The sequence below is a fragment of the Streptomyces sp. NPDC093261 genome (assembly GCF_044753645.1).
In the GTDB taxonomy this organism is placed as follows: Bacteria; Actinomycetota; Actinomycetes; order Streptomycetales; family Streptomycetaceae; genus Streptomyces.
In genome coordinates this window covers 1-19,160 of sequence record NZ_JBIVNO010000036.1, presented here as the reverse complement: position 1 = coordinate 19,160, position 19,160 = coordinate 1, and the positions used below count along the sequence as shown (strand labels likewise).

Genomic DNA, 19,160 nt, shown 5'->3' with positions numbered 1-19,160 from the left:
GCTTCCCCATGTTCGACTCCGTGCGCGACGACCTGCGCGCCACCCTCGACGAGATCCGGGCCGCCGGGCTGCACAAGCCCGAGCGTGTGATCGGCACCCCCCAGTCCGCGACCGTGAACGTCACCGCGGGCGGCCGCCCCGGTGAGGTGCTCAACTTCTGCGCCAACAACTACCTCGGCCTCGCCGACCACCCCGAGGTGATCGCCGCTGCCCATCAGGCGCTGGACCGCTGGGGCTACGGCATGGCGTCCGTGCGGTTCATCTGCGGCACCCAGGAGGTGCACAAGGAGCTGGAGGCGCGGCTGTCGGCGTTCCTCGGCCAGGAGGACACGATCCTGTACTCCTCCTGCTTCGACGCCAACGGCGGCGTCTTCGAGACCCTCCTCGGCCCGGAGGACGCGGTGATCTCCGACGCCCTCAACCACGCCTCGATCATCGACGGCATCCGCCTGTCCAAGGCGCGCCGCTTCCGTTACGCCAACCGCGACATGGCGGATCTGGAGCGGCAGCTGAAGGAGGCGTCGGAGGGCGGCGCCCGGCGCAAGCTGGTCGTCACGGACGGCGTGTTCTCCATGGACGGCTATGTGGCCCCGCTGCGGGAGATCTGCGACCTCGCCGACCGGTACGACGCCATGGTCATGGTCGACGACTCGCACGCCGTCGGCTTCGTCGGCCCCGGCGGCCGCGGCACCCCCGAGCTGCACGGTGTCATGGACCGCGTCGACATCATCACCGGCACTCTCGGCAAGGCGCTCGGCGGCGCCTCCGGTGGCTATGTCGCCGCCCGCGCCGAGATCGTCGCCCTGCTGCGCCAGCGCTCGCGGCCGTATCTCTTCTCGAACACCCTCGCCCCGGTGATCGCGGCGGCCTCGCTCAAGGTGCTCGACCTGCTGGAGTCGGCGGGCGACCTGCGCGAGAAGCTGGCCGTGAACACCGCGCTCTTCCGCCGCCGGATGACCGAGGAGGGCTTCGACGTCCTGCCGGGCGACCACGCGATCGCCCCGGTGATGATCGGTGACGCCGCGAAGGCCGGACGCATGGCCGAGCTGCTGCTGGAGCGCGGCGTCTACGTCATCGGCTTCTCCTACCCGGTGGTCCCGCAGGGCCAGGCCCGCATCCGGGTGCAGCTTTCCGCCGCGCACTCCACGGACGACGTCGACCGCGCGGTCGACGCGTTCGTCGCGGCCCGGACGGAGCTGGAGGGCTGACCAGCCCACGCGTCTTGCGATAATCGTTTGCATGATCGAAGCGCGGCGGCTGCACATCCTCCGTGCGGTGGCCGACCACCGCACGGTCACGGCCGCTGCCGCCGCGCTCCATCTCACGCCCTCCGCCGTGTCCCAGCAGCTCGCCGCGCTGGAACAGGAGACCGGCCACCGGCTCGTCGAGCGGAGCGCCAGGGGAGTACGGCTGACTCCGGCCGGTGAGATCCTGCTCGGCCACACTCACGCCGTCCTCGCCCAGCTGGAGCGCGCCGAGGCCGAGCTGGCCGCCTACGGGGCGGGCTCGGCGGGTACCGTGACGCTGGCTTCCTTCGCCACGGGAATCGGCCTGGTGGTGGCCCCCGCCCTGGCGTGGCTCGCCCGCACCGCGCCCGGCATCCGGGTCCGGGTCCAGGACGCCGAGGGCGACGCGAGCCTGCCGATGGTGCTCGACCGTCAGATCGACGTCGCGGTCGCCGTGGAGTACCGGGGCGCGCCCGACGCGGACGACCCCCGGCTGACGCCCATCCCGCTCTACGCCGAGCCCTTCGACGCGGTCGTGCCGGTCACCCACCGCCTCGCCGCCGCGCCCGAGGTCCCGCTGGCCGAGCTGGCCAAGGACCCGTGGATCGGCCCCTACCCGGGCAATCCCTGCCACGACGTCGTCGTGCTGGCCTGCGAACACGCCGGCTTCCAGCCCCGTATGGAGCACTCCTCGGACGACTTCCGCGCGGTCGTGGCGCTCTCTTCGGCCGACGCGGGAGTGGCCCTCGTGCCCCGCTCGGCCCTGCGGGGAATGGACCTCACGGGCGTCGTCGTCCGCCCGGTCGACGGGGTCGCTCCCACCCGCCGGGTCTTCGCCGCCGTGCGCCGTGGGGCCGAGGAGCACCCGCTGATCCGCCCGGTGCTGGCCGCGCTGACAAAGGCCGCGACGGTGAACTGACGGTGCGGGTGCGGCGGTACGCCCTCGTCCCAAGCGCTGTCCCGGATCTGGGACGAAATCCCGGATCCGGGATATGCTCTCCGTCATGTCAAGCGACGTCATGGATCCCGTCGACGCCCGGCTCGCCGCGCGCCTCGCCGAGCTGCGAGCCGAGCACGGCTGGTCGCTGGGTGAGCTGGCGGACCGCAGCGGAGTCAGCCGGTCCACCCTCTCCCGGGCCGAACGCGCCGAGATCAGCCCCACCGCCTCGATGCTGAACCGGCTGTGCGGCGTCTACGGCCGCACCATGTCCCAGCTGCTGAGCGAGGTCGAGACCGAGCCCGCTCAGATGGTGCCCGCCGCCGACCAGGCCATCTGGCAGGACGCGGCCTCCGGCTTCGTACGACGGTCCGTGTCCCCTCCGCACCCCGGGCTGCGCGGCGAACTCGTCGAGGGGCGGCTCGCGGCGGGAGCGGACATCGCCTACGACCGGCCGCCCGTGCCCGGACTCGAACAGCACATCTGGGTCCTCGACGGGGTGCTGGAGGTGACCGCCCAGGACATGGAGCATCGGCTCGCCGCCGGCGACTGTCTGCGGCTGCGGGTCTGGGGCCCGACGCGGTTTCGCTGCCCGGGCCCGGGCGATGTGCGCTACGCGCTCGTGGTGGTGCTCCCGTGAACGCGATCGTCCGGCTCGACGGCTCCGCCCTGCTCGCCCGCGCCGAGGAACTGGCCGTCCTGCTGACCGACACCGTCGACGGCGGTGCCTCCGTGGGATTCCTCGCCCCGCTCGACCGGGCGGAGGCCCTCGCGTGGTGGAAGGAGCGGGCGGCCGCGGTCGACGAGGGGGGTCTCGCGGTATGGGCGGCGACGGGGGAGCGGGTGGCGGGAACCGTGAGCCTCGCCTTCCCGGACAAGCCGAACAGCCGCCACAGGGCCGAACTGGTCAAGCTCATGGTGCACCGGGAGGCGCGCGGCCGGGGCCTGGGACGCGCGCTGCTGGCCACCGCGGAACGGGCCGCGGCCGAGGCCGGGATCACCCTGCTCCACCTGGACACGGAGACCGGCAGCCCGGCCGAGTCCCTGTACCGCACCGCGGGCTGGACCCGGGCAGGGGTGATTCCGGACTACGCGGCGACACCGGCGGGGGCGCTGCGCCCGACCACGCTCTTCTACAAACGGCTCGGGGTCCCCACCCCCTGAGGCCGAGCCGACTGTCAGTGCCATTGGCTACGGTGCGAAGCATGCCGGACGCCGAAGACGTACGCCGTATCGCCCTGTCCCTGCCCGAGACGGCCGAGAAGACCGCCTGGAGCATGCCCACCTTCCGGGTGGCGGGGAAGATGTTCGCCACGCTGCCCGAGGACGAGACGTCCATGGCGGTGCGCTGTCCCAAGGAGGAGCGGGACGAGCTGGTGCTCGCCGAGCCCGGGAAGTTCTGGGTGGCCGGGCACGAGGCGCAGTTCGCCTGGATCCGGGTGCGCCTCGCCGCCCTGGAAAACGAGGCCGAACTGCGGGACATCCTCGCCGACTCCTGGCGCCAGGCGGCCTCGCCCCGGCTCCTGGAGCACCACCCGGAGCTGGGCCTGCCGGCCGAACGGTGACGACGGGGGAGTGGCGACAGGGGTGAAGGGCGCATAAACGGGTGCGCGACCACCGTCCCGAGTGCGGTATTGTTTCTGTGCGCGTTCGGCCGGGGGAAACCCCAGGTCAGGCGGGCAACGGGACGTGGCGCAGCTTGGTAGCGCACTTGACTGGGGGTCAAGGGGTCGCAGGTTCAAATCCTGTCGTCCCGACTTGTGAGAGTCGCAGGTCAGGGCCGGTTTCGGAGGATTCCGAAACCGGCCCTTGATCGTTCTTGGGGACCGGTCGGGAGCAGCGACCTTGACCGGCCCTGGCGCCTGACGACGATCGGGCCCGGCAGGGAGCGCGGGGCACGCGGCACACTCAGGTGCGCCGAGAGTGCCGCGCCGGCGGTCGTGATCTTGTGCACGTCCGCAGGCAGCGCTGGGTGGTGGTCAGCGATCCATGACGGGCGATCCTTCGCAGGATGTGCGCCGGAACGGGGCCCTCAGATCCATTCCTCGTCGGCCGTCAGGCTGCTGGAGACCTCACCGGTGTTGACGACGCCGGGTGGATCCATGATGACGATCTCGCACTCCCGCTCGGCGCGCGGCCTGTGATGGACGCCGCGCGGCACGACGAACATCTCCCCGGACCTCACCACCGCACTCTGGCGGTCCTCGAGGTCGATGGTCAGCTCGCCCCGCACGACGATGAAGAGTTCATCACCTTCGGGGTGATTGTGCCAAACGAATTCACCCTGGACTTTGACCGCCTTGAATTCGAGGCCGTTCGCCTCGAGAACCGTCTTCGGTGACCAGTGCTCGGTCACTTTCGCCAGCTTTTCTTCGATGTTGACGGGTGCTTCCGGACGGGCCATGGACTCTCCTCGCTCTGCGTGCCGTCGGGGCGGGCGACTGCCGGTCGCAGCAGCCCGTGCGATCCCGGAGGGTTTTTCGCCGAACCTGCGCGTGTCGTAGGGAATTTCGCCGGCCGGGGGGTGAACACGGAGCTTCCGGCCAGGTCACGACCGCCGTCAGCATCGGACGGCGGATGTCAGGCTGTCAACCCGCACCCTCGAGGACACGACGAGGACCATGCGAGGACAGGGCCGCGAAGGATGGTCCACGAAAGGCACCGCACGTTCCTGTATCCCGGTCGATTCCACGACGGCGCATTCGCTGTTCCGCGTTTTCCGGGACCGCACCGGGCCGTGTGGCGGTACGACTTCGACGAGTTCAGGATTCCTTGAAAGGACGTGACCTCACGATGACCGAGACTCAGATCGGGCCCGCCGGCTCGGGCGTGGCGATCGCCGACGACGCGATCGTCCCCGAGGACATCAAGGACGACATCACGCGGTTCATGCAGGACGGTTTCATCGGCCCGGTCAAGCTTTACGAGCCCGACGAGGCGGCCGAGATCCTGCGTGAGGTGCGCGTCAAGAACCAGGACACCACCCACTCGGTGTTCAACAACAGCATGAACTACGACCGGCACCTGGACATTCCGGAGCTGTCGCGGCACGTCACCCACCCGACGATCCTCAAGTACCTCAACGCGATCCTCGGGCCCGACGTGTTGTCGTGGCGTACCGAGTTCTTCGCCAAGTTCCCCGGCTCCCGGGGCACCGAGTGGCACCAGGTCCGTGACTACAGCTACGCCACCGGCAAGCCGCAACTGCTGCCGACGGAGTCGGACTGGAACGCGTACATCGACATCACCGTGTGGACGACCTTCACTCCGGCCACCAAGCGCACCGGCTGCATGAAGTTCGTGCGCGGCTCCCACCGCGAGCGCATCTTCGACGAGGCCAAGTCCCCGGCGCGCGGTCGTGAGGCGCGCTACGGGACGGACCACGTGACCACGTTCACCAAGGAGACCGGCTTCTACGGCTACGACTTCTCCGACTTCGCCGTGGACCCCGACTGGGAGCCGCGTCCCGAGGACGTGGCGGAGGTGGAGCTGCAGCCCGGCGAGGCCCTCATCTTCACCGCCTCCTGCGTGCACGGCTCGCTGCCCAACATCACCGAGCGCGAGACCCGGTTCGCGATCACCTCCCGCTACGTGCCGACGCATGTGCGCGTCTACCCCGACCAGACCTCCTACACGGCGCACGGGCACGACTTCGACCTGAAGGACTACGGCGCCGTCCTGGTCTCGGGCCGGGACACCTACGGCCATAACCGGCTGCGCACCACCAATGCCCACGGCGAGCCGTTCGCCCTCAAGAACACCCACTGACGCGCCCACGCCCGGCCCGGTCACCCGGTCGGTCACGGCAGGAAGGACACAGCGTGATTCAGCAGAAGATCGGCAAGATCTGGGAAGACGCCCTCAAGCTGGACCACATCTCCCCCGACGACGACTTCTTCGCCCTCGGCGGACACTCGCTCGTCATGGCGGAGATACAGGGGGCGATCACCCAGGAGTTGGGCATCGAAGTGCCCATGGACGAGTTGTTCCGGCACTCCACGATCAAGAGCATCTCGGCCCACCTGGAGTCCCGCGCCGCGGTGTCGTGACGCCGCGCCGTCAGCGGGCCCCCGAGGGCGCCCGCTGACGGGTCCGGGACGGACCACGACAGCCGCTCGGAAACACGGGGGGACACCGGGCGGCCCGGTGTTCCCCCGTACGTGGGTCACGGCCCCGCTCCACACGCGAACCGCACGACGACGCACGGGAACGACGCGTGCTCTGAACGGAAGGAATGAGCCGGTGCAATTCTCGCCCCGGGGCGCGAAGATGGGCGGTCTGTCGGGGATCCGCAGCATCATGGAGGACATCGCCCTCGCCGCCTCCGACCCCTCCGGCGGAACCTGGGTGAATCTGAGCCCGGGCAACCCGGCGCACATCCCGGAGGTGACCGGCACCTGGCTCGCACTGCAGCAGGATTCACTGACGCGGCGCTTCGCGGAGGCGGGCGGCCGCTACGGTCCCTCACGCGGCTCCGACGGGCTCGTCGACGCCATCGTGCGCTACTTCAACCGCCGCTACGGCTGGTCCATCACGGCCGAGAACGTCCTGGTCGGCGCGGGCTGCCAGATGCTGGCGTTCATGGCCACCACGGTCTTCACCGGCCCCTACCCGGGCGGCCCTCGGCGCCTGGTGCTGCCGTCCGTCCCGGACTACACCGGGTACCAGGGGCTCAGCATGGACGAGGGGGGCATCGTCGGGGTCGCCCCCGGCGTGGAGATCCTCGAGGGCCGCTCCTTCCGCTACACCTTCGACCTCGACGCGGTGCGGCGGGAACCCTCCATGGGGATGATGCTGCTGTCCAGCCCGGGCAATCCCACCGGCCGCAGCATCCCGGCGGACGCCCTGGCCGGACTGATCCGGATCGCCGAGGAGCGCGACGTACCGCTGTTCCTGGACCACGCCTACGGCGATCCGTTCCCCTCGGTCGCCGAGGACTCCGTGGACCCGCCGCTGCACCCCCATGTCATCAACTGCTTCACCCTGTCCAAGGCGGGCCTGCCCGGCGAGCGGCTCGGCTTCGCGATCGGCCCCCGGGGAGCGATCGACGCCATGCTGTCCTTCACCGCCAACTCCTATCTGCATCCCCCGCAGTTGATCCAGGCGACGGCCGAACGGGCGCTGGACACAGGTGTGCTCGACACCCTCACCCAGGAGGTGATCAAGCCGTACTACCGGCGCAAGCGCCAGGTCGCCGAGAAGCTGCTGCACGAACTGCTGCCCGACGCGGTCGACTGGCGCCTGCACGCCACCGAGGGCGGGATGTTCTGCTGGCTGTGGATCGATCACGGCTGGTTCGACGATCTCGCGATGTACGAGGAGCTCAAGCGCAGGAAGGTCTTCGTGGTGCCGGGCCGCCACTTCTTCGTGCCCCCGTTCGACTCGCCGTTCCTGGAGCGGCACGCGACCCGCTGTGTGCGGCTGAGCCTGAGTCCGGACGAGTCGGTCGTCGCCGAGGGGATCCGCAGGTTCGCCGAGGCACTGGAGGAGATGCGCGGTGCGCACTGAAACCGTCCGCAGCGGTGGTGGGGTCATCCTCGACGTCGCCGTCTGCGGCGACGACGAGACGCCTGCCGTGCTCTTCTCCAACGCCGTCGGGATGCAGAACGCGCTCGCGGCGGGCCTGGGCGCACAGTTCCGGGCGCACGGGCTCAACCTGGTCACCTGGGAGTTGCGCGGCAGCCCCGGGACGGACGGCCCCGGCCGGGTGACGCTCGACGACCACACCGCCGACGCGCTGGCCGTCCTCGACGCGCTCGGCATCACCCGCGCCCATGTCGCCGGCTGGTGCACCGGTGCCTCGATCGGCCTGTTCGTCGCCCACGCGCTGGGCGAGCGGGCGCTCTCCTTCACCTCGGTCGATGGTGCCCTGCTGTTCACCGGGAGCCCCGGCGCCCGGCTGGGCAACGCCGTCTTCGACATGTGCGCGAAGATCTCCGCGGACCACGGCCGCGCCGGCTTCTACCACGAGGCGGTACGGCCGCGGGGCAATGAGTCGGCCGTGCTCGGCCTCTCCGACGAGGAGCTGACGCGGATGGTCACGCGGCCCTATCGTCAGGACGTCGAGGCGCTGACCCGGTTCGCTTACGGCATCCATGCGACGAACGACTACGACCCGGTCGCGGCCTGTGCCCGGCTGCGGATCCCGTCCCTGTTCGTCGCGCGGGAGGATGACGAGATGGTGAGCCACCTCCACACGCGGCGCGCCGCCGCCCTGGTCGCGGGGGCGGAGCTGTCCGTGCTGCCGGCCGGCGGCCACTACGCGCTGTTCACCGACCCGGGCGGGGCGGCCGGGCGGATGGCCGCCTTCATGCACCGGGCGGGCCGGCAGGCCGGTACTTCCGTGCGCTGACCCCGCCTGCGGGGTCCGCGCCGCGCCCTGTGCCCGTCAGGTCAACGGCCGGACCGGTCGGCGCCGCTTCGGCTTGGGCGCCAGGATCTCCACCGGGCGCCGCTGCAGGTGTTCGTAGACGAGTGAGGCACTCAGGTCGGCCACCGACGGGAACTGCGCGATGCGGTCCAGTACGAAGTCCTCCAGGTGCTGCGGGTCCTGCACGGCCACCAGCACCTGGAAGTCGTCGTTTCCCGACACCACGAACACGTCCAGGACCTCGTCGAGGCCGAGCACGAACTCCCGGAAGGACTCGACGGCGTGCCGACTCTTCGGGTGGATCCGCACCGCGATCATCGCCTTCAGGCCACGGCCCAGCGCGTCCAGGTTCACCTCGGCGCCGTACCCCAGGATCACCTCGCTCTGCTGCAGGTTCTTCACCCGTTCCAGGCACGTCGAGTCGGCGATGCCCAGCGTGCGCGCCAACTCCCGGTTGGAGCGGCGCGCATTCTTCTGGAGTTCGAGCAACAGACCGCGATTGATCTCATCAAAATTCGGCATGCCTCCTAATCTATCGCAGGAGTTTCGGAGGTTGTGGCGACTTTCCGAAATAGCTGCCAAGCTTCTGGCTGTGACCGACAGGAGTCGCGGGCCTGCTCCGCCAGGCCTCGCACGGCTGCTCCCCACCAGCATCCACGACGGAGAAAGAGGGTCATGAGCACGCAGCGCACCACGACTCCCTGGCTGCCCTTCGGCGCGGCCGAGCAGGCGGACGTCCGGCTGCTGTGCCTGCCGCACTCGGGCGCGGGGGCTTCCGCGTACCGGGCCTGGGCCGCCGGGCTGCCGGACTGGATCGGGGTGTGCCCCGTCCAGCCGCCGGGCCGCGAGACCCGCAGGCAGGAGACCCCGTTGAGGGAGGTGGGCCCGCTGGTGACCGCGCTCGCCGAGGACGTCGCGGCGGTCATCGAGGGACCGTACGCCATCCTGGGTCACAGCACCGGGGCGATCTGTGCGTTCGAACTGTGCCGGCAGCTGCGGCGCATGGGCGCGCCGGCGCCGGTGCACCTCTTCGTCGCCGGGCGCCGCGCCCCCCAGGTGGGGGAGCACTCCTCCCGGCTGGAGGAACTGACCATCGAGCAGCTGGCGGATATCCTGCGGCACCACGGCGGCACCCCCGACTGGGTGCTGAACGACCCGGGCATGCTGCGCATGCTCCACCCGCTCCTCACCGCGGACTTCGCGGTCAGCGAGGCGTACCGGTACACGCCGGAACCGCCTCTGGACACCCCCCTCACCGCCTTCGGCGCGACCGACGACCCGAGGGCCACCGTGGCCCACGTGGCCGCCTGGCAGGAGCAGACGACCGAGCGGTTCACCCTGCACTTGCTGGAGGGCGACCACTTCGCCATCTTCACGCATGCCTCCCGGGTGCACGGCGTCATCGCCGAAGCCCTGCGCGGCGGCTGACGGCCCGACGGTACGGCCGCCGGGCCGGCCACTGGATTCGAGAAGACGAACGAGCGTGATGCGACATGAAGACCAAACCCCTCGGAGCCTACGGCTGGCTCCTGTTCACCATGGTGCTGTGGGGCAGTGCCTTCCCCTCCTCGAAGTACGCGACGGAGCATGTCCCGCATGAGGTCGCGGCCCTGTTCCGGTTCGGCGGTGGCGCCGTGGTCCTGCTGCTGATCACCCTCTTCCGGCGACCGCAGCAGAGCCCGCCGTTCAAGGCGGTCTTAGGTGCCTGCGTGGCCGGCATAGTCGGCGTCTTCGGGTACAACGCGCTGTTCTTCTGGGGAGTGACCATGGCCCCGGCGAGCGACGGCGGAGTGATCTTCCCTGCGCTCACACCGGTCATCACGTCCCTCGTCCTGATCCTGAGCGGCCGCGAGTCGGCACGGCCCGTGCGCATCGCCGGACTGGTGGTCGGCGTCGGCGGCGCGGCGCTGTTCTTCGTCGCCACCACCGCCGACGGCGTGGGCGGCTCCGACCGGCTCATGGGTGACACCATCTTCCTCGTCGGTGCCGCCGTGTGGTCCGTGTACACCCTGCTCAACCGCACGCTGGTCGTCGGCATGGACCCGGTGCTGGCGGTGATGTACTCCACCGTCGCCGGCTCCCTGGCGCTCGCGGTGATGGCCGTACCGGAGTTCGGCAGCGTTCGGTGGGGCGAGCTGTCGGGTGGTTTCTGGCTCAACGCCGTCCACCTCGCGATCGGCCCGACCGCTGTCGCCTACCTGCTGTACGTCCGCGGCATCCGGGACGTCGGCGCCTCCACCGCCTCGGTGATGATGTTCGCCGTCCCGCTGTTCAGCACCCTGTTCTCCTTCGCGTTCCTCGGGGAGTCGTTCACCTGGGCCCAGGGCGGCGCGGCCGTGGTCATGCTGGGCGGTGCCCTTCTCGCCGTGGTCAGCGGACGTCGGGCTGCGAAACCCTCCGTTCAGGAGGAGGATCCGCAGCCCACCGCCCGGGAGGTGGGCGACGCGGAGCCGGTCGCCTCCGGAGCGCCGGGCGGTACCGTCCCTCCGCAAGTGCGGGACGCGGTCGTGCCGGAGGCCGGTGCACGCTGACAGACGACGACCGGCGAGCCGAGCCGCCGGTGACAGACCGGGCAGGTGCACCCCGCTGGTCACCCCCCGTCCCGGCGGGGGCACCTGCCCCTTCGTCCGGCCCGCCGGGGCCGGACGAACCGGTGACGAGTTTCGGTCATCCTGGCAGCCCGTCTTCCACCCGCAGAAGCTCGCGCCGTTAATTCGTCCGCGCCCGGGGGTGTCCGAAAATTTGCGGCCCCGGATCGTGGAACGCCGAAAATAGAAGTAGCTGTTGCCTGGACCGAGTGACGTTTTGGAGGCATGAGGGCCCGTGTTGGAGTGCCGTGTCTTAGGTCTGCTCGAGGTGTGGTGTGGTCTCGACCGCCTGGGGCTGTCCGGGAGAAAGCGTCAGACGGTCCTCGGCGCGCTGCTCCTCGCCGACGGCGAACCCGTCTCCCTCAACCGCCTGATCGACACCGTGTGGGAGCATCGGGCGCCCGCCACCGCCGCCAAACAGATCCGCAACGTCGCGTCCGACCTGCGCGGGACCCATCCGGAGATCGCCGAACGACTCACGCTCGCCGGGGACGGCTACCGTCTCGCCCTCGACGGCTGGCGCCTGGACGCCCGGACCTTCACCGAACAGGTCGCCCGCGCCCGCCACCATCGGGACGAGGGACGCCTCAGCCAGGCCCTGGAGGAGTTCCGCGCCGCGCTCGGGCTGTGGCGCGGTCCCGCCCTGACGGGCCTCGAGAGCCCGGCCCTGCGCGCCCAGACAGCCGTACTGGAGGAACTGCGGCTCGCCGCCATGGAGGAGCGGGTCGAACTCGAGCTGGCCCAGGGCCGCCACGAGTCCGTCATCGGCGACCTGTCCGCCTGGGTCGCGGAGAACCCGCTGCGGGAACGACTCGTCGCCCAGCTGATGCTGGCGCTCTACCGTTCCGGCGCGCAGGCGCGGGCGCTCACCGTCTACGAGGAGACCCGCCGGATCCTCCGGCGCGAACTGGGCGTCAGCCCCGGCGCCGAGCTCCGGGAACTGCACCACCGCATCCTGCGCAGCGAAGGCCGGCCGTCGGCCCGCCCCGCCCTCGCCACCAACAACCTGCCGAGCGCCGCCGTGCACTTCACGGGCCGGGCCTTTGAGATGCGCACGCTTTCCGAGGTCGCCCACGGCTACGCCGACGGCGGGCGTCCGCCCTCCGCCGCCCCGGCGGTCGTGGCGATCGACGGCATGGCCGGCATCGGCAAGACGGCACTGGCGGTGCACGCCGCTCACGCGTTCACCCCGCTGTACCCCGACGCTCAGCTCTTCGTCGACCTGGGCGGTTGCGCAGCGGACGGCCGGCCGCTGGACCCCGCGGTGGCCCTGGGCACGCTGCTGACCGCTTTCGGATTCCCCCCGGACGAAATGCCGGAGGGGCTGGCGGAGCGCTCCGCCACCTGGCGTCGGGTCCTCGCCGGCCGGCGCGCTCTCATCCTGCTGGACAACGGGGCCGACACTCAGCAGATCCTCCCACTGCTGCCCGGGGTGCCCGGCTGCCTGACCATCGTGACCAGCCGTACCCGGCTCACGGATCTCATCGCCACGTGTCACCTCACGCTCCGGGAGATGACCTCCGCGGAAGGCCGGGACCTGTTCGGCAGGATGGTCGGGACCCAGCGTGCGGCGGCGGAGCGCGACGCCGTGGACACCGTTGTCGACGGGTGCGGACGGCTGCCGCTGGCGATCCGGCTGGCCGCCGCCAAACTTCGCCACCGCACCTCCTGGTCCGTCGCCCACCTCGCCTCCCGCCTCGCCCGCCGACGGCAGCGGCTGGCCACCCTCGAGGCCGAGGACGGCGGGCTGGTCGAGGTGTTCCGCCAGTCCTACCTGGGACTCAGCCGCGCCCAGCGGCACGTCTTCCGGCTGCTCGGGCAGTTGCCGGTCGACCACATCGAGACCTACACGGTCGCAGGACTCGCGGGCATCTCCCTGGACCAGGCCGACGCCCTGCTCGAATCACTCGTCGACGCCCATCTGCTCGGCACCTCGATCCCGGGGCGCTATGTGATCCATGAGCTGCTCCACGCGTACGCCGGTCAGCTCGCGGCCGAGACGCCCGCGGCCGATCCCGGCATAACACCGCCGGCGGCCGCCCCGCAGTGGGGCGCGTCCCGCCCCCGCCCGGCCGTTGCGCCCACGTGCGTCGCAAGCCTGTCGCGTCCCTGAGCCCTACGGGGCCCACCGCCGTCACCCGGTCAAGACATCGAACCATCTCAGTGCATTGGAGCCATCAGTGAGGAGCACCATCGTCCTGGTCATCCGTGACCCGGAATCCCCCGAGGCGAACCTCCGCAGCGAGGCCCTGGGGTCCTATCTGCGACGACTGCGGACGATCGAGGGCGCGGACGCGACGATCGCCACGGCCGCCCCGGCGTCCCGCCAGGCCGTCATGCGGCTGGCCGAAGCGGCCACGCTCGTCGGCGACGGCGACGAGGTGCGCTACGTCCCCTCCCGCGCCGCCCGCGACCGTGTCGCCAAAGACGACGACGGGGGCTGGCCCCAGTCGACCGTGTCCCGGCACCGCAAGCTGATCCGCCGCTCCGTCGGCGCCATCTTCGAGTTCCCGCTCGAAGCTGCGGCAGGCGCCGACGAACCTGCCTCCGTGACCACCTTCGTCACCGACTGGACGGGGCTGCCCAGCTCCTGCGCCGTCGCCGTCCACCCGGGACACCCGCTGAGCACCGGCCTCGCCCCGGGCGAACACGCCGCGTTCACCGGGCGGTTCTGCCGCCACCCACTCACCGGGGACCTCCTGCCCATCTGGGTGGGCGACTGGGTCAAGCCCGAGTTCGGGACCGGAGCGGTCCTGCTCAACCCCGGGCACAACCTGCCCGACCTCGAGTTCAGCCGCAAGGTCGGCCTGCCCGTGCGGTTCTCGCTCGCGCCGAAGGACCACGACGGCGCCCCGGACGGCTGGGTCAAGCCGCCGTACATCAAGTCCGGTCACGCCTACCGGGTCGGCCCCGCCGCCGAGGGACTGCCCTTCGACCAGGCCAAGACCGTGTACTTCGCGGCCGTCGCGGAGCGAGGCCTGGTCGAGGAGTACACGGACTCCGGCATGGGCACCTTCCGCATCGCCTCGGTCAGCTCCGACGACGGTGTCGAGGTGGCGTGGGACCGGCGCCGGCGCACGGTGGCGCGCGACAACGCGTCCGGTGAGCCGGTGCACCTGAGCCTGTCGCCGGTGCTGAGCGCGGTGGAGGAGCACGTCCGGTCCGCCGAGCTGACGGTCGTCACCCCCTCCACCCGGGTCGAGGACGACCTGCTGGCCCTGCGTCTGCTGCTGGCCGAACGCGACCTCGTGCCCGTGGTGAAGACCGCCCCCGAGGTCGTCGTGGTGGGCAACGCCCAGCTGGCCAAGGGCACCAGCGCCGATACCCCGGAGGAGGTGCTGCGTCTCGCGCTGCTCGTCAACGCCGCTCCGCTCGACACGTTGTCCGTCAAGCCACAGCACATCGAGCCGTGCGAGCGGTTCCTGGCGGCCCACGCGACCATCACCGAACGCGAGCCGGTCGCGGGGCGGGAGCGCTCCGGTGAGGTGTCCAAGGCCGCCGGGCAGATCAAGGCCCTGCTGGGGCGGCCGGACCTCAAGCAGGCCTTCACCCAGCTGTACCGGGTGCAGAAGAGCCTGGCGAAGGCCGAGAGCGTCGGGGACGCGGACGCGGTGTGCTACGCGGCCCTCGCCCATGTGCTTGCCGGGGTGGACACGCCGTTCGACCAGACGGCGCTGAACAGCGCCTGGGCGAGCATCTGACCGATCCGCCGACGCCGGGGCGGGCACCCTCCACACGGGAGGGGCGCCCGCCCCGGTGCCGTGTGCGCCGTATGTGCGCCCGGTCAGGCGGTCAGGCCCACCAACTGCCGTACCCCGTCCCAGTAGTGCTCCACCAGCTCCAGGAACTCGAAGGCGCCCGCCTCGAACTCCTGCCGGGTGCCTGCCGAACCGACGTAGGGGGCGATCGCGTTGAAGACGGAGTTGCTGTGCCCCACCTCGACGTCGATATGCAGCTGCCAGAAGTGGCGCGTCTCCTTGTCGTACCCCTGGTTGCGCAGACCGTCGTTGATCTTGGACACCATGATGGAGGACATGGTCTCGTCGGCGTAGAGCGCGCCGAGCGCCGTGTAGATCGACGACTCGGTGTACAGGCGGCGGATGCCGTCGTTCAGCTGCCGGGTGACCTCCAGCGGCTCGTACCGGTCGAGATGCTCCCGGTCGATGCCCAGCCGGGCGAGGAATTCGGCGAAGAGCGTGGAGTGCGTCGGGTCGGAACCGACCTCGTCGGCCACGTTGAGGATGATCTCGCGCAGGATCATCTCGTCCCGGGTCTTCGTCGCCATCCCCGTGATGTAGAAGGGCAGATGGCGGAAGAAGTAGTGGCACTCGCTGTAGAACAGGCGCTCCTGCCGCGGGTCGAACGGGGTGGTGCGGTAGAAGTTCAGGAGCGGGTGCTCCACGGCACGGTGCTCGGTGATGCGGACGAGCAGCCCGTCGAGGTAGGCCTTGACCGACGGGTCCGCCACGGCGATACGCCGGCGGACCCCGGTCTCGACGTTGTCGAAGTGGTCCCACACGGCGGTGCCGGGGCGCACGGTGTTCGTTTCGGTCATGTCGCTTCTCCCGCTTCGTGGTGGTCGTCCGGTGGTCACTCTTCGATGGAGCTCGCCGCGGAGACGCCGGGGTCGTCCCACCAGCGGTCGTCCGCGGCGATGTCGCGGTTCAGGTCGCGCGCCCCTGCCCACGTCATGTTGAGGATGATCCGGGTGGCGTCCTCGCGCAGTGGGACGGTGCGGTGCAGCGTGGTGTCGGTACGCAGGAAGTACACGTCACCGGAGGCGAAGTGGTAGGTGTGGATGGGGTTGTCCACGAGGTACCGGTGGATCTGCGGCGACGACTTGTCCCATGAGGTGTGCGGGACGCACTGCAGCAGGCCGCCGACGTCGATCGGTGGCGCCTGGACTACCCAGATCAGGGCGAAGCTGAAGTCTCCCCAGTGCCAACCGTGGGTGTCCCCGCGCCGCTCCTGACGGGTGATCAGGAAGTTCTCGTCGCTCTTGGGGCACGGGTACAGCCGCTCGCCCGCGATGTCCTCCAGGGCCCGCACCAGATCCGGATGGGAGTACAGGTCCGCGATCGGGCCGCCGCTGTCCCGGATCACCTCACTCGGCACGACGGACATCGAGCGGCGGGTGAAGCCGGTGGTGGCGAGCCGCAGGTCCCGGCGTTCGGCGTGGGAGCCGAGCAGCCGGTCCGTCTCCGCTCGGACCTGCCCGCGGGTCGCCTCGCCGATCAGGTCCGTGACGGTGACCATGCCGTACCGATGGAAGTGCTCGGCCATCCGGCGAAGCCGGCGGCCGTCCGGACGGACCGGAACATCGTCGAGTTGCGGCGCGCTGTTGCCCATGCTGCTCTCCGTTCTCGCGGATATGGCCGCCCGACGCGGTCGACGGGCGGAGAACCGACTGCCTTCCTCTCGGCCGTGCGGGCTGACGCCGAGCCGGCCGCAAAGGTGGGCCCACGCGTGGCCGCCCACGGCGGTGAGGGTGTACACCGAGCCCACCGCAGCGGTATGGGTCCCTGCCCAGCTCGTCGCGGGGGGTGAGGACGTACGTGAAGCCGACTGCGATGGTGACGGGCCACGCCGAGCCCGTCGCGCGAGGGAGGGCTACGCCGAGCCGGTCGCCGCGGCGAAGCCGGAGAGCTCGCGGGCGACGGAGGCCTGCTCCCACCTGTCGCGGTCGCGCAGGTACAGCGGATGCCGTGCCGTGATCGACTCGACGTCGGCCCGGCCCGTGCCCAGCCGCCACCTCACCGACCCCGTCACCTCGACCGCGCAGGTGTCGATGAACGCCTGGGCGCAGCGCCGCAGTTCCCCGTACCAGCGGCCCTCGACAGCCTCGCGGACCCACAGCTGTTCGAGGTGGGTCTTTTCGCGAATCGTCTCGAAGCGCAGGACGGCACTCTCGAGCTGCCGGTAGGAGCGCAGCAGCAGCCAGGCCGCCGGCATCTCCCGTGCCTCCAGCACCTTCACCCCGTCGGCGAGGTGCTCCAGGCCGCTGTACCGCCCCAGCCCGTGCCGACCGACCCGGGTGTTCAGTGTGCCGATCATCTCGGGCAGCGCCAGGGGGATTCCGTCGACGGAGGTCGGCACGCCACCGAGGAAACCGACCTCCACGGTCTCCTCGGCGGGGGCGCCGCCCGCCCGGGTCCACCGGTACAGGTGCTCCGGCACCGAGAAGTTCTCGGGGTCGTCCAGGGCGCCGCACTCGAACTCGCGGCACCACAGGTTGGAGTCGCTGGAGATCGTGCGCTCACTCATCAGGGGGAGCCCCGCGGCGGTGAGCTCCTCGATCTTCCGGGACCGGTCGACGGGCTCCAGGTCGTACGGACTGCCGTACCGTCCCCGGTAACCCAGCAGTTCCAGAGCTCCGTTGAGGCGCCGGAGGGTGTTCTGCGACCGGTTGGCCGTATGGAGGACCGTCTCGCCCCCCAGTTCCTGCGCCAGGTTCACGGCGAGCCGGGCGATCAGCGGCCGGCTCAGCGAGGAGCTGATCGGATGCGTGCCGAGATAGACCGCCTGGGCGCAGACCGCCGGGCGGACGAACTCGTCGACGAACTGCCGGGTCCCCGCCTGGACGTGCAGTTTGACGCCCAGCCGGTGGCAGATCTCCTGCTTCGCCTCGTGCGACTCGCCCTCGCCCAGGTCGACGGTGAGCGCGTGGACATCGCTGGCCCCCATCTCCTTCAGCCGGTACAGGAGATAGGTGCTGTCCAGGCCGCCGCTGAACATCGTCACCAGGGGGGCGGTGATGTCCGTGCCGCCTGTGGCGATCTCGCGGAACGACCTGATAGGGGACGTACGCATGGGCCGGGTCCTCTCGTGCTCCAGGGGTGCGCGCACCGTCAGACCGCCCTCACCATGTCGGCCGGCAGGCGCCCGGTGGCCAGGGCGGCGATGGCGTCGCCGGTCTCCGCAGTCGAACGGGCCGTTGCCGTCGCCGCCGTCCGCTCGGCGAGGTCCGCGGCGACCGCGCTCTCGACCCGCGCCGCCTCGTCGTCGAGTCCGAGGTGCCGCAGGAGCAGTGCCACGGACAGGCAGGTGGCGGTCGGGTCGGCCCGGCCGGTGCCGGCGATGTCCGGCGCGGAACCGTGCACCGGCTCGAACATCGAGGGGAAAGCCCGTGTCGGATTGATATTGCCCGAGGCGGCGAGGCCGATACCGCCGCTCACGGCGGCGGCCAGGTCCGTGAGGATGTCACCGAAGAGGTTGTCGGTGACGATCACGTCGAAACGCTCGGGCTGGGTCACGAGGAAGATCGTCGCCGCGTCGACGTGCAGGTAGTCGGTGGCGACCTCGGGGAACTCCTCGCCCACCTCGTTGAAGATGTCCGTCCACAGCCGTCCCGCGTGCACCAGCACGTTGTTCTTGTGCACCAGCGTCAGCTTCCGGCGCGGGCGATTCCGTGCCCGCTCGTACGCGTCCCGGACCACCCGCTCGACGCCGTACGCCGTGTTGACGCTGACCTCGGTGGCGACCTCGTGCGGCGTGCCGGTGCGCAGGCTGCCGCCGTTGCCCGTGTAGGGCCCCTCGGTGCCCTCCCTGACGACGACGAAGTCGATCCGCGGGTCCCCGGCCAGTGGGCCGCCGGCCCCCGTGAGGAGCCTGCTCGGTCGCAGGTTGACGTAATGGTCGAAGGCGAACCGCAGCTTCAGCAGCAGGCCGCGCTCCAGCACGCCGCTGGGGACCGACGGGTGCCCGATGGCACCGAGCAGGATGGCGTCGTGCCGTTTCAGGGAGTCGAGCTCCGCGTCCGGGAGCGTCTCCCCGGTGCGGTGCCAGCGATCCGCTCCGAGGTCGTACTCCGTGGTCCTCAGCTCGGCCTCGGGCGGCAGTACGGCCCTGAGCACCTTGAGTCCCTCGGCCACCACCTCGGGGCCGATGCCGTCGCCGGGGATCACGGCGAGGTCGATGGCGCGGGAGGCGGCGAAGGACAGAGTGCGCGGCTTGTATCCGGGACGCCTCGCCTCGTAGGCGGCGATGTCCGCCTCGTTGCGGAGGGTGAGGGAGATGTCGTCCAGGCCGTTCAGCAGCCG

The 19,160-nt window shown here is 70.7% G+C and carries 19 protein-coding genes and 1 tRNA gene; 14 read left to right on the top strand and 6 right to left on the bottom strand.

What is annotated here, in order from left to right:
* Positions 1–8 precede the first annotated feature (8 nt).
* The 6 genes from ACIP94_RS37540 (at position 9) to ACIP94_RS37515 (ending at position 3,920) form a co-directional block, all read left to right on the top strand.
* Complete coding sequence (locus ACIP94_RS37540; RefSeq protein ID WP_402436365.1) at positions 9–1,208, top strand: glycine C-acetyltransferase; 1,200 nt, start codon at positions 9–11, stop codon at positions 1,206–1,208.
* A 31-nt stretch (positions 1,209–1,239) separates the two neighbouring features.
* The gene (locus ACIP94_RS37535; RefSeq protein ID WP_402436362.1) at positions 1,240–2,145 is read left to right on the top strand and encodes a LysR family transcriptional regulator; all 906 of its coding nucleotides are present in this window, start codon (positions 1,240–1,242) and stop codon (positions 2,143–2,145) included.
* An 85-nt stretch (positions 2,146–2,230) separates the two neighbouring features.
* On the top strand, positions 2,231–2,803 hold the full coding sequence (locus ACIP94_RS37530) for a helix-turn-helix domain-containing protein (protein WP_402436359.1): 573 nt from the start codon (positions 2,231–2,233) through the stop codon (positions 2,801–2,803).
* Positions 2,800–3,327 (top strand): GNAT family N-acetyltransferase, encoded by a 528-nt coding sequence (locus ACIP94_RS37525; RefSeq protein ID WP_402436354.1) that lies wholly within the window; start codon positions 2,800–2,802, stop codon positions 3,325–3,327. Before ACIP94_RS37530 ends, ACIP94_RS37525 begins: the two co-directional genes overlap by 4 nt.
* 41 nt (positions 3,328–3,368) lie before the next feature.
* On the top strand, positions 3,369–3,728 hold the full coding sequence (locus tag ACIP94_RS37520) for an MmcQ/YjbR family DNA-binding protein (protein WP_402436351.1): 360 nt from the start codon (positions 3,369–3,371) through the stop codon (positions 3,726–3,728).
* A gap of 118 nt (positions 3,729–3,846) precedes the next feature.
* Positions 3,847–3,920 (top strand) — tRNA-Pro (locus ACIP94_RS37515).
* Between the two features lie 275 nt (positions 3,921–4,195).
* On the opposite strand, the gene ACIP94_RS37510 is transcribed toward ACIP94_RS37515, so the two are convergent.
* Positions 4,196–4,567, bottom strand: a complete 372-nt coding sequence (locus ACIP94_RS37510; RefSeq protein ID WP_402436348.1) for a cupin domain-containing protein — start codon at positions 4,565–4,567, stop codon at positions 4,196–4,198.
* 389 nt (positions 4,568–4,956) lie between these two features.
* Here ACIP94_RS37510 and ACIP94_RS37505 point away from each other — a divergent pair, with 389 nt between their 5' ends.
* The 4 genes from ACIP94_RS37505 (at position 4,957) to ACIP94_RS37490 (ending at position 8,515) form a co-directional block, all read left to right on the top strand.
* Positions 4,957–5,931 carry a chlorinating enzyme gene (locus tag ACIP94_RS37505; protein WP_402436345.1) on the top strand — a complete coding sequence of 325 codons (975 nt, stop codon included), beginning with the start codon at positions 4,957–4,959 and terminating at the stop codon, positions 5,929–5,931.
* A gap of 53 nt (positions 5,932–5,984) precedes the next feature.
* On the top strand, positions 5,985–6,212 hold the full coding sequence (locus ACIP94_RS37500) for an acyl carrier protein (RefSeq protein WP_402436342.1): 228 nt from the start codon (positions 5,985–5,987) through the stop codon (positions 6,210–6,212).
* Between the two features lie 193 nt (positions 6,213–6,405).
* Complete coding sequence (locus ACIP94_RS37495) at positions 6,406–7,671, top strand: aminotransferase class I/II-fold pyridoxal phosphate-dependent enzyme (RefSeq protein WP_402436339.1); 1,266 nt, start codon at positions 6,406–6,408, stop codon at positions 7,669–7,671.
* The gene (locus ACIP94_RS37490) at positions 7,661–8,515 is read left to right on the top strand and encodes an alpha/beta fold hydrolase (protein WP_402436336.1); all 855 of its coding nucleotides are present in this window, start codon (positions 7,661–7,663) and stop codon (positions 8,513–8,515) included. The genes ACIP94_RS37495 and ACIP94_RS37490 overlap by 11 nt, the downstream gene beginning before the upstream one ends.
* Positions 8,516–8,551: 36 nt before the next feature.
* Here ACIP94_RS37490 and ACIP94_RS37485 read toward each other — a convergent pair whose 3' ends face one another.
* A complete protein-coding gene (locus ACIP94_RS37485) occupies positions 8,552–9,055 on the bottom strand; it encodes an Lrp/AsnC family transcriptional regulator (protein ID WP_402436333.1) in 504 nt (167 codons plus the stop codon).
* Positions 9,056–9,208: 153 nt separating this feature from the next.
* Here ACIP94_RS37485 and ACIP94_RS37480 point away from each other — a divergent pair, with 153 nt between their 5' ends.
* The 4 genes from ACIP94_RS37480 (at position 9,209) to ACIP94_RS37465 (ending at position 14,822) form a co-directional block, all read left to right on the top strand.
* Positions 9,209–9,961: a thioesterase II family protein gene (locus ACIP94_RS37480; RefSeq protein WP_402436330.1), complete on the top strand. Its 753-nt coding sequence runs from the start codon at positions 9,209–9,211 to the stop codon at positions 9,959–9,961.
* Between the two features lie 65 nt (positions 9,962–10,026).
* On the top strand, positions 10,027–11,064 hold the full coding sequence (locus ACIP94_RS37475) for a DMT family transporter (RefSeq protein ID WP_402436327.1): 1,038 nt from the start codon (positions 10,027–10,029) through the stop codon (positions 11,062–11,064).
* A 292-nt stretch (positions 11,065–11,356) separates the two neighbouring features.
* Positions 11,357–13,234, top strand: a complete 1,878-nt coding sequence (locus tag ACIP94_RS37470) for a BTAD domain-containing putative transcriptional regulator (protein WP_402436324.1) — start codon at positions 11,357–11,359, stop codon at positions 13,232–13,234.
* Positions 13,235–13,301: 67 nt separating this feature from the next.
* Entirely contained in the window at positions 13,302–14,822 is a 1,521-nt protein-coding gene (locus ACIP94_RS37465; protein WP_402436321.1) for a hypothetical protein, read from the top strand.
* Positions 14,823–14,905: 83 nt separating this feature from the next.
* Here ACIP94_RS37465 and besC read toward each other — a convergent pair whose 3' ends face one another.
* The 4 genes from besC to ACIP94_RS37445 form a co-directional block, all read right to left on the bottom strand.
* Positions 14,906–15,676: a 4-chloro-allylglycine synthase BesC gene (gene besC, locus ACIP94_RS37460; RefSeq protein ID WP_402436318.1), complete on the bottom strand. Its 771-nt coding sequence runs from the start codon at positions 15,674–15,676 to the stop codon at positions 14,906–14,908.
* A gap of 35 nt (positions 15,677–15,711) precedes the next feature.
* On the bottom strand, positions 15,712–16,470 hold the full coding sequence (gene besD, locus ACIP94_RS37455) for an L-lysine 4-chlorinase BesD (protein ID WP_402436315.1): 759 nt from the start codon (positions 16,468–16,470) through the stop codon (positions 15,712–15,714).
* A gap of 261 nt (positions 16,471–16,731) precedes the next feature.
* Entirely contained in the window at positions 16,732–17,931 is a 1,200-nt protein-coding gene (locus tag ACIP94_RS37450) for an argininosuccinate synthase-related protein (protein ID WP_402436313.1), read from the bottom strand.
* Positions 17,932–17,969: 38 nt separating this feature from the next.
* Positions 17,970–19,061, bottom strand: a complete 1,092-nt coding sequence (locus ACIP94_RS37445) for a 3-isopropylmalate dehydrogenase (RefSeq protein ID WP_402436426.1) — start codon at positions 19,059–19,061, stop codon at positions 17,970–17,972.
* Positions 19,062–19,160 lie beyond the last annotated feature (99 nt).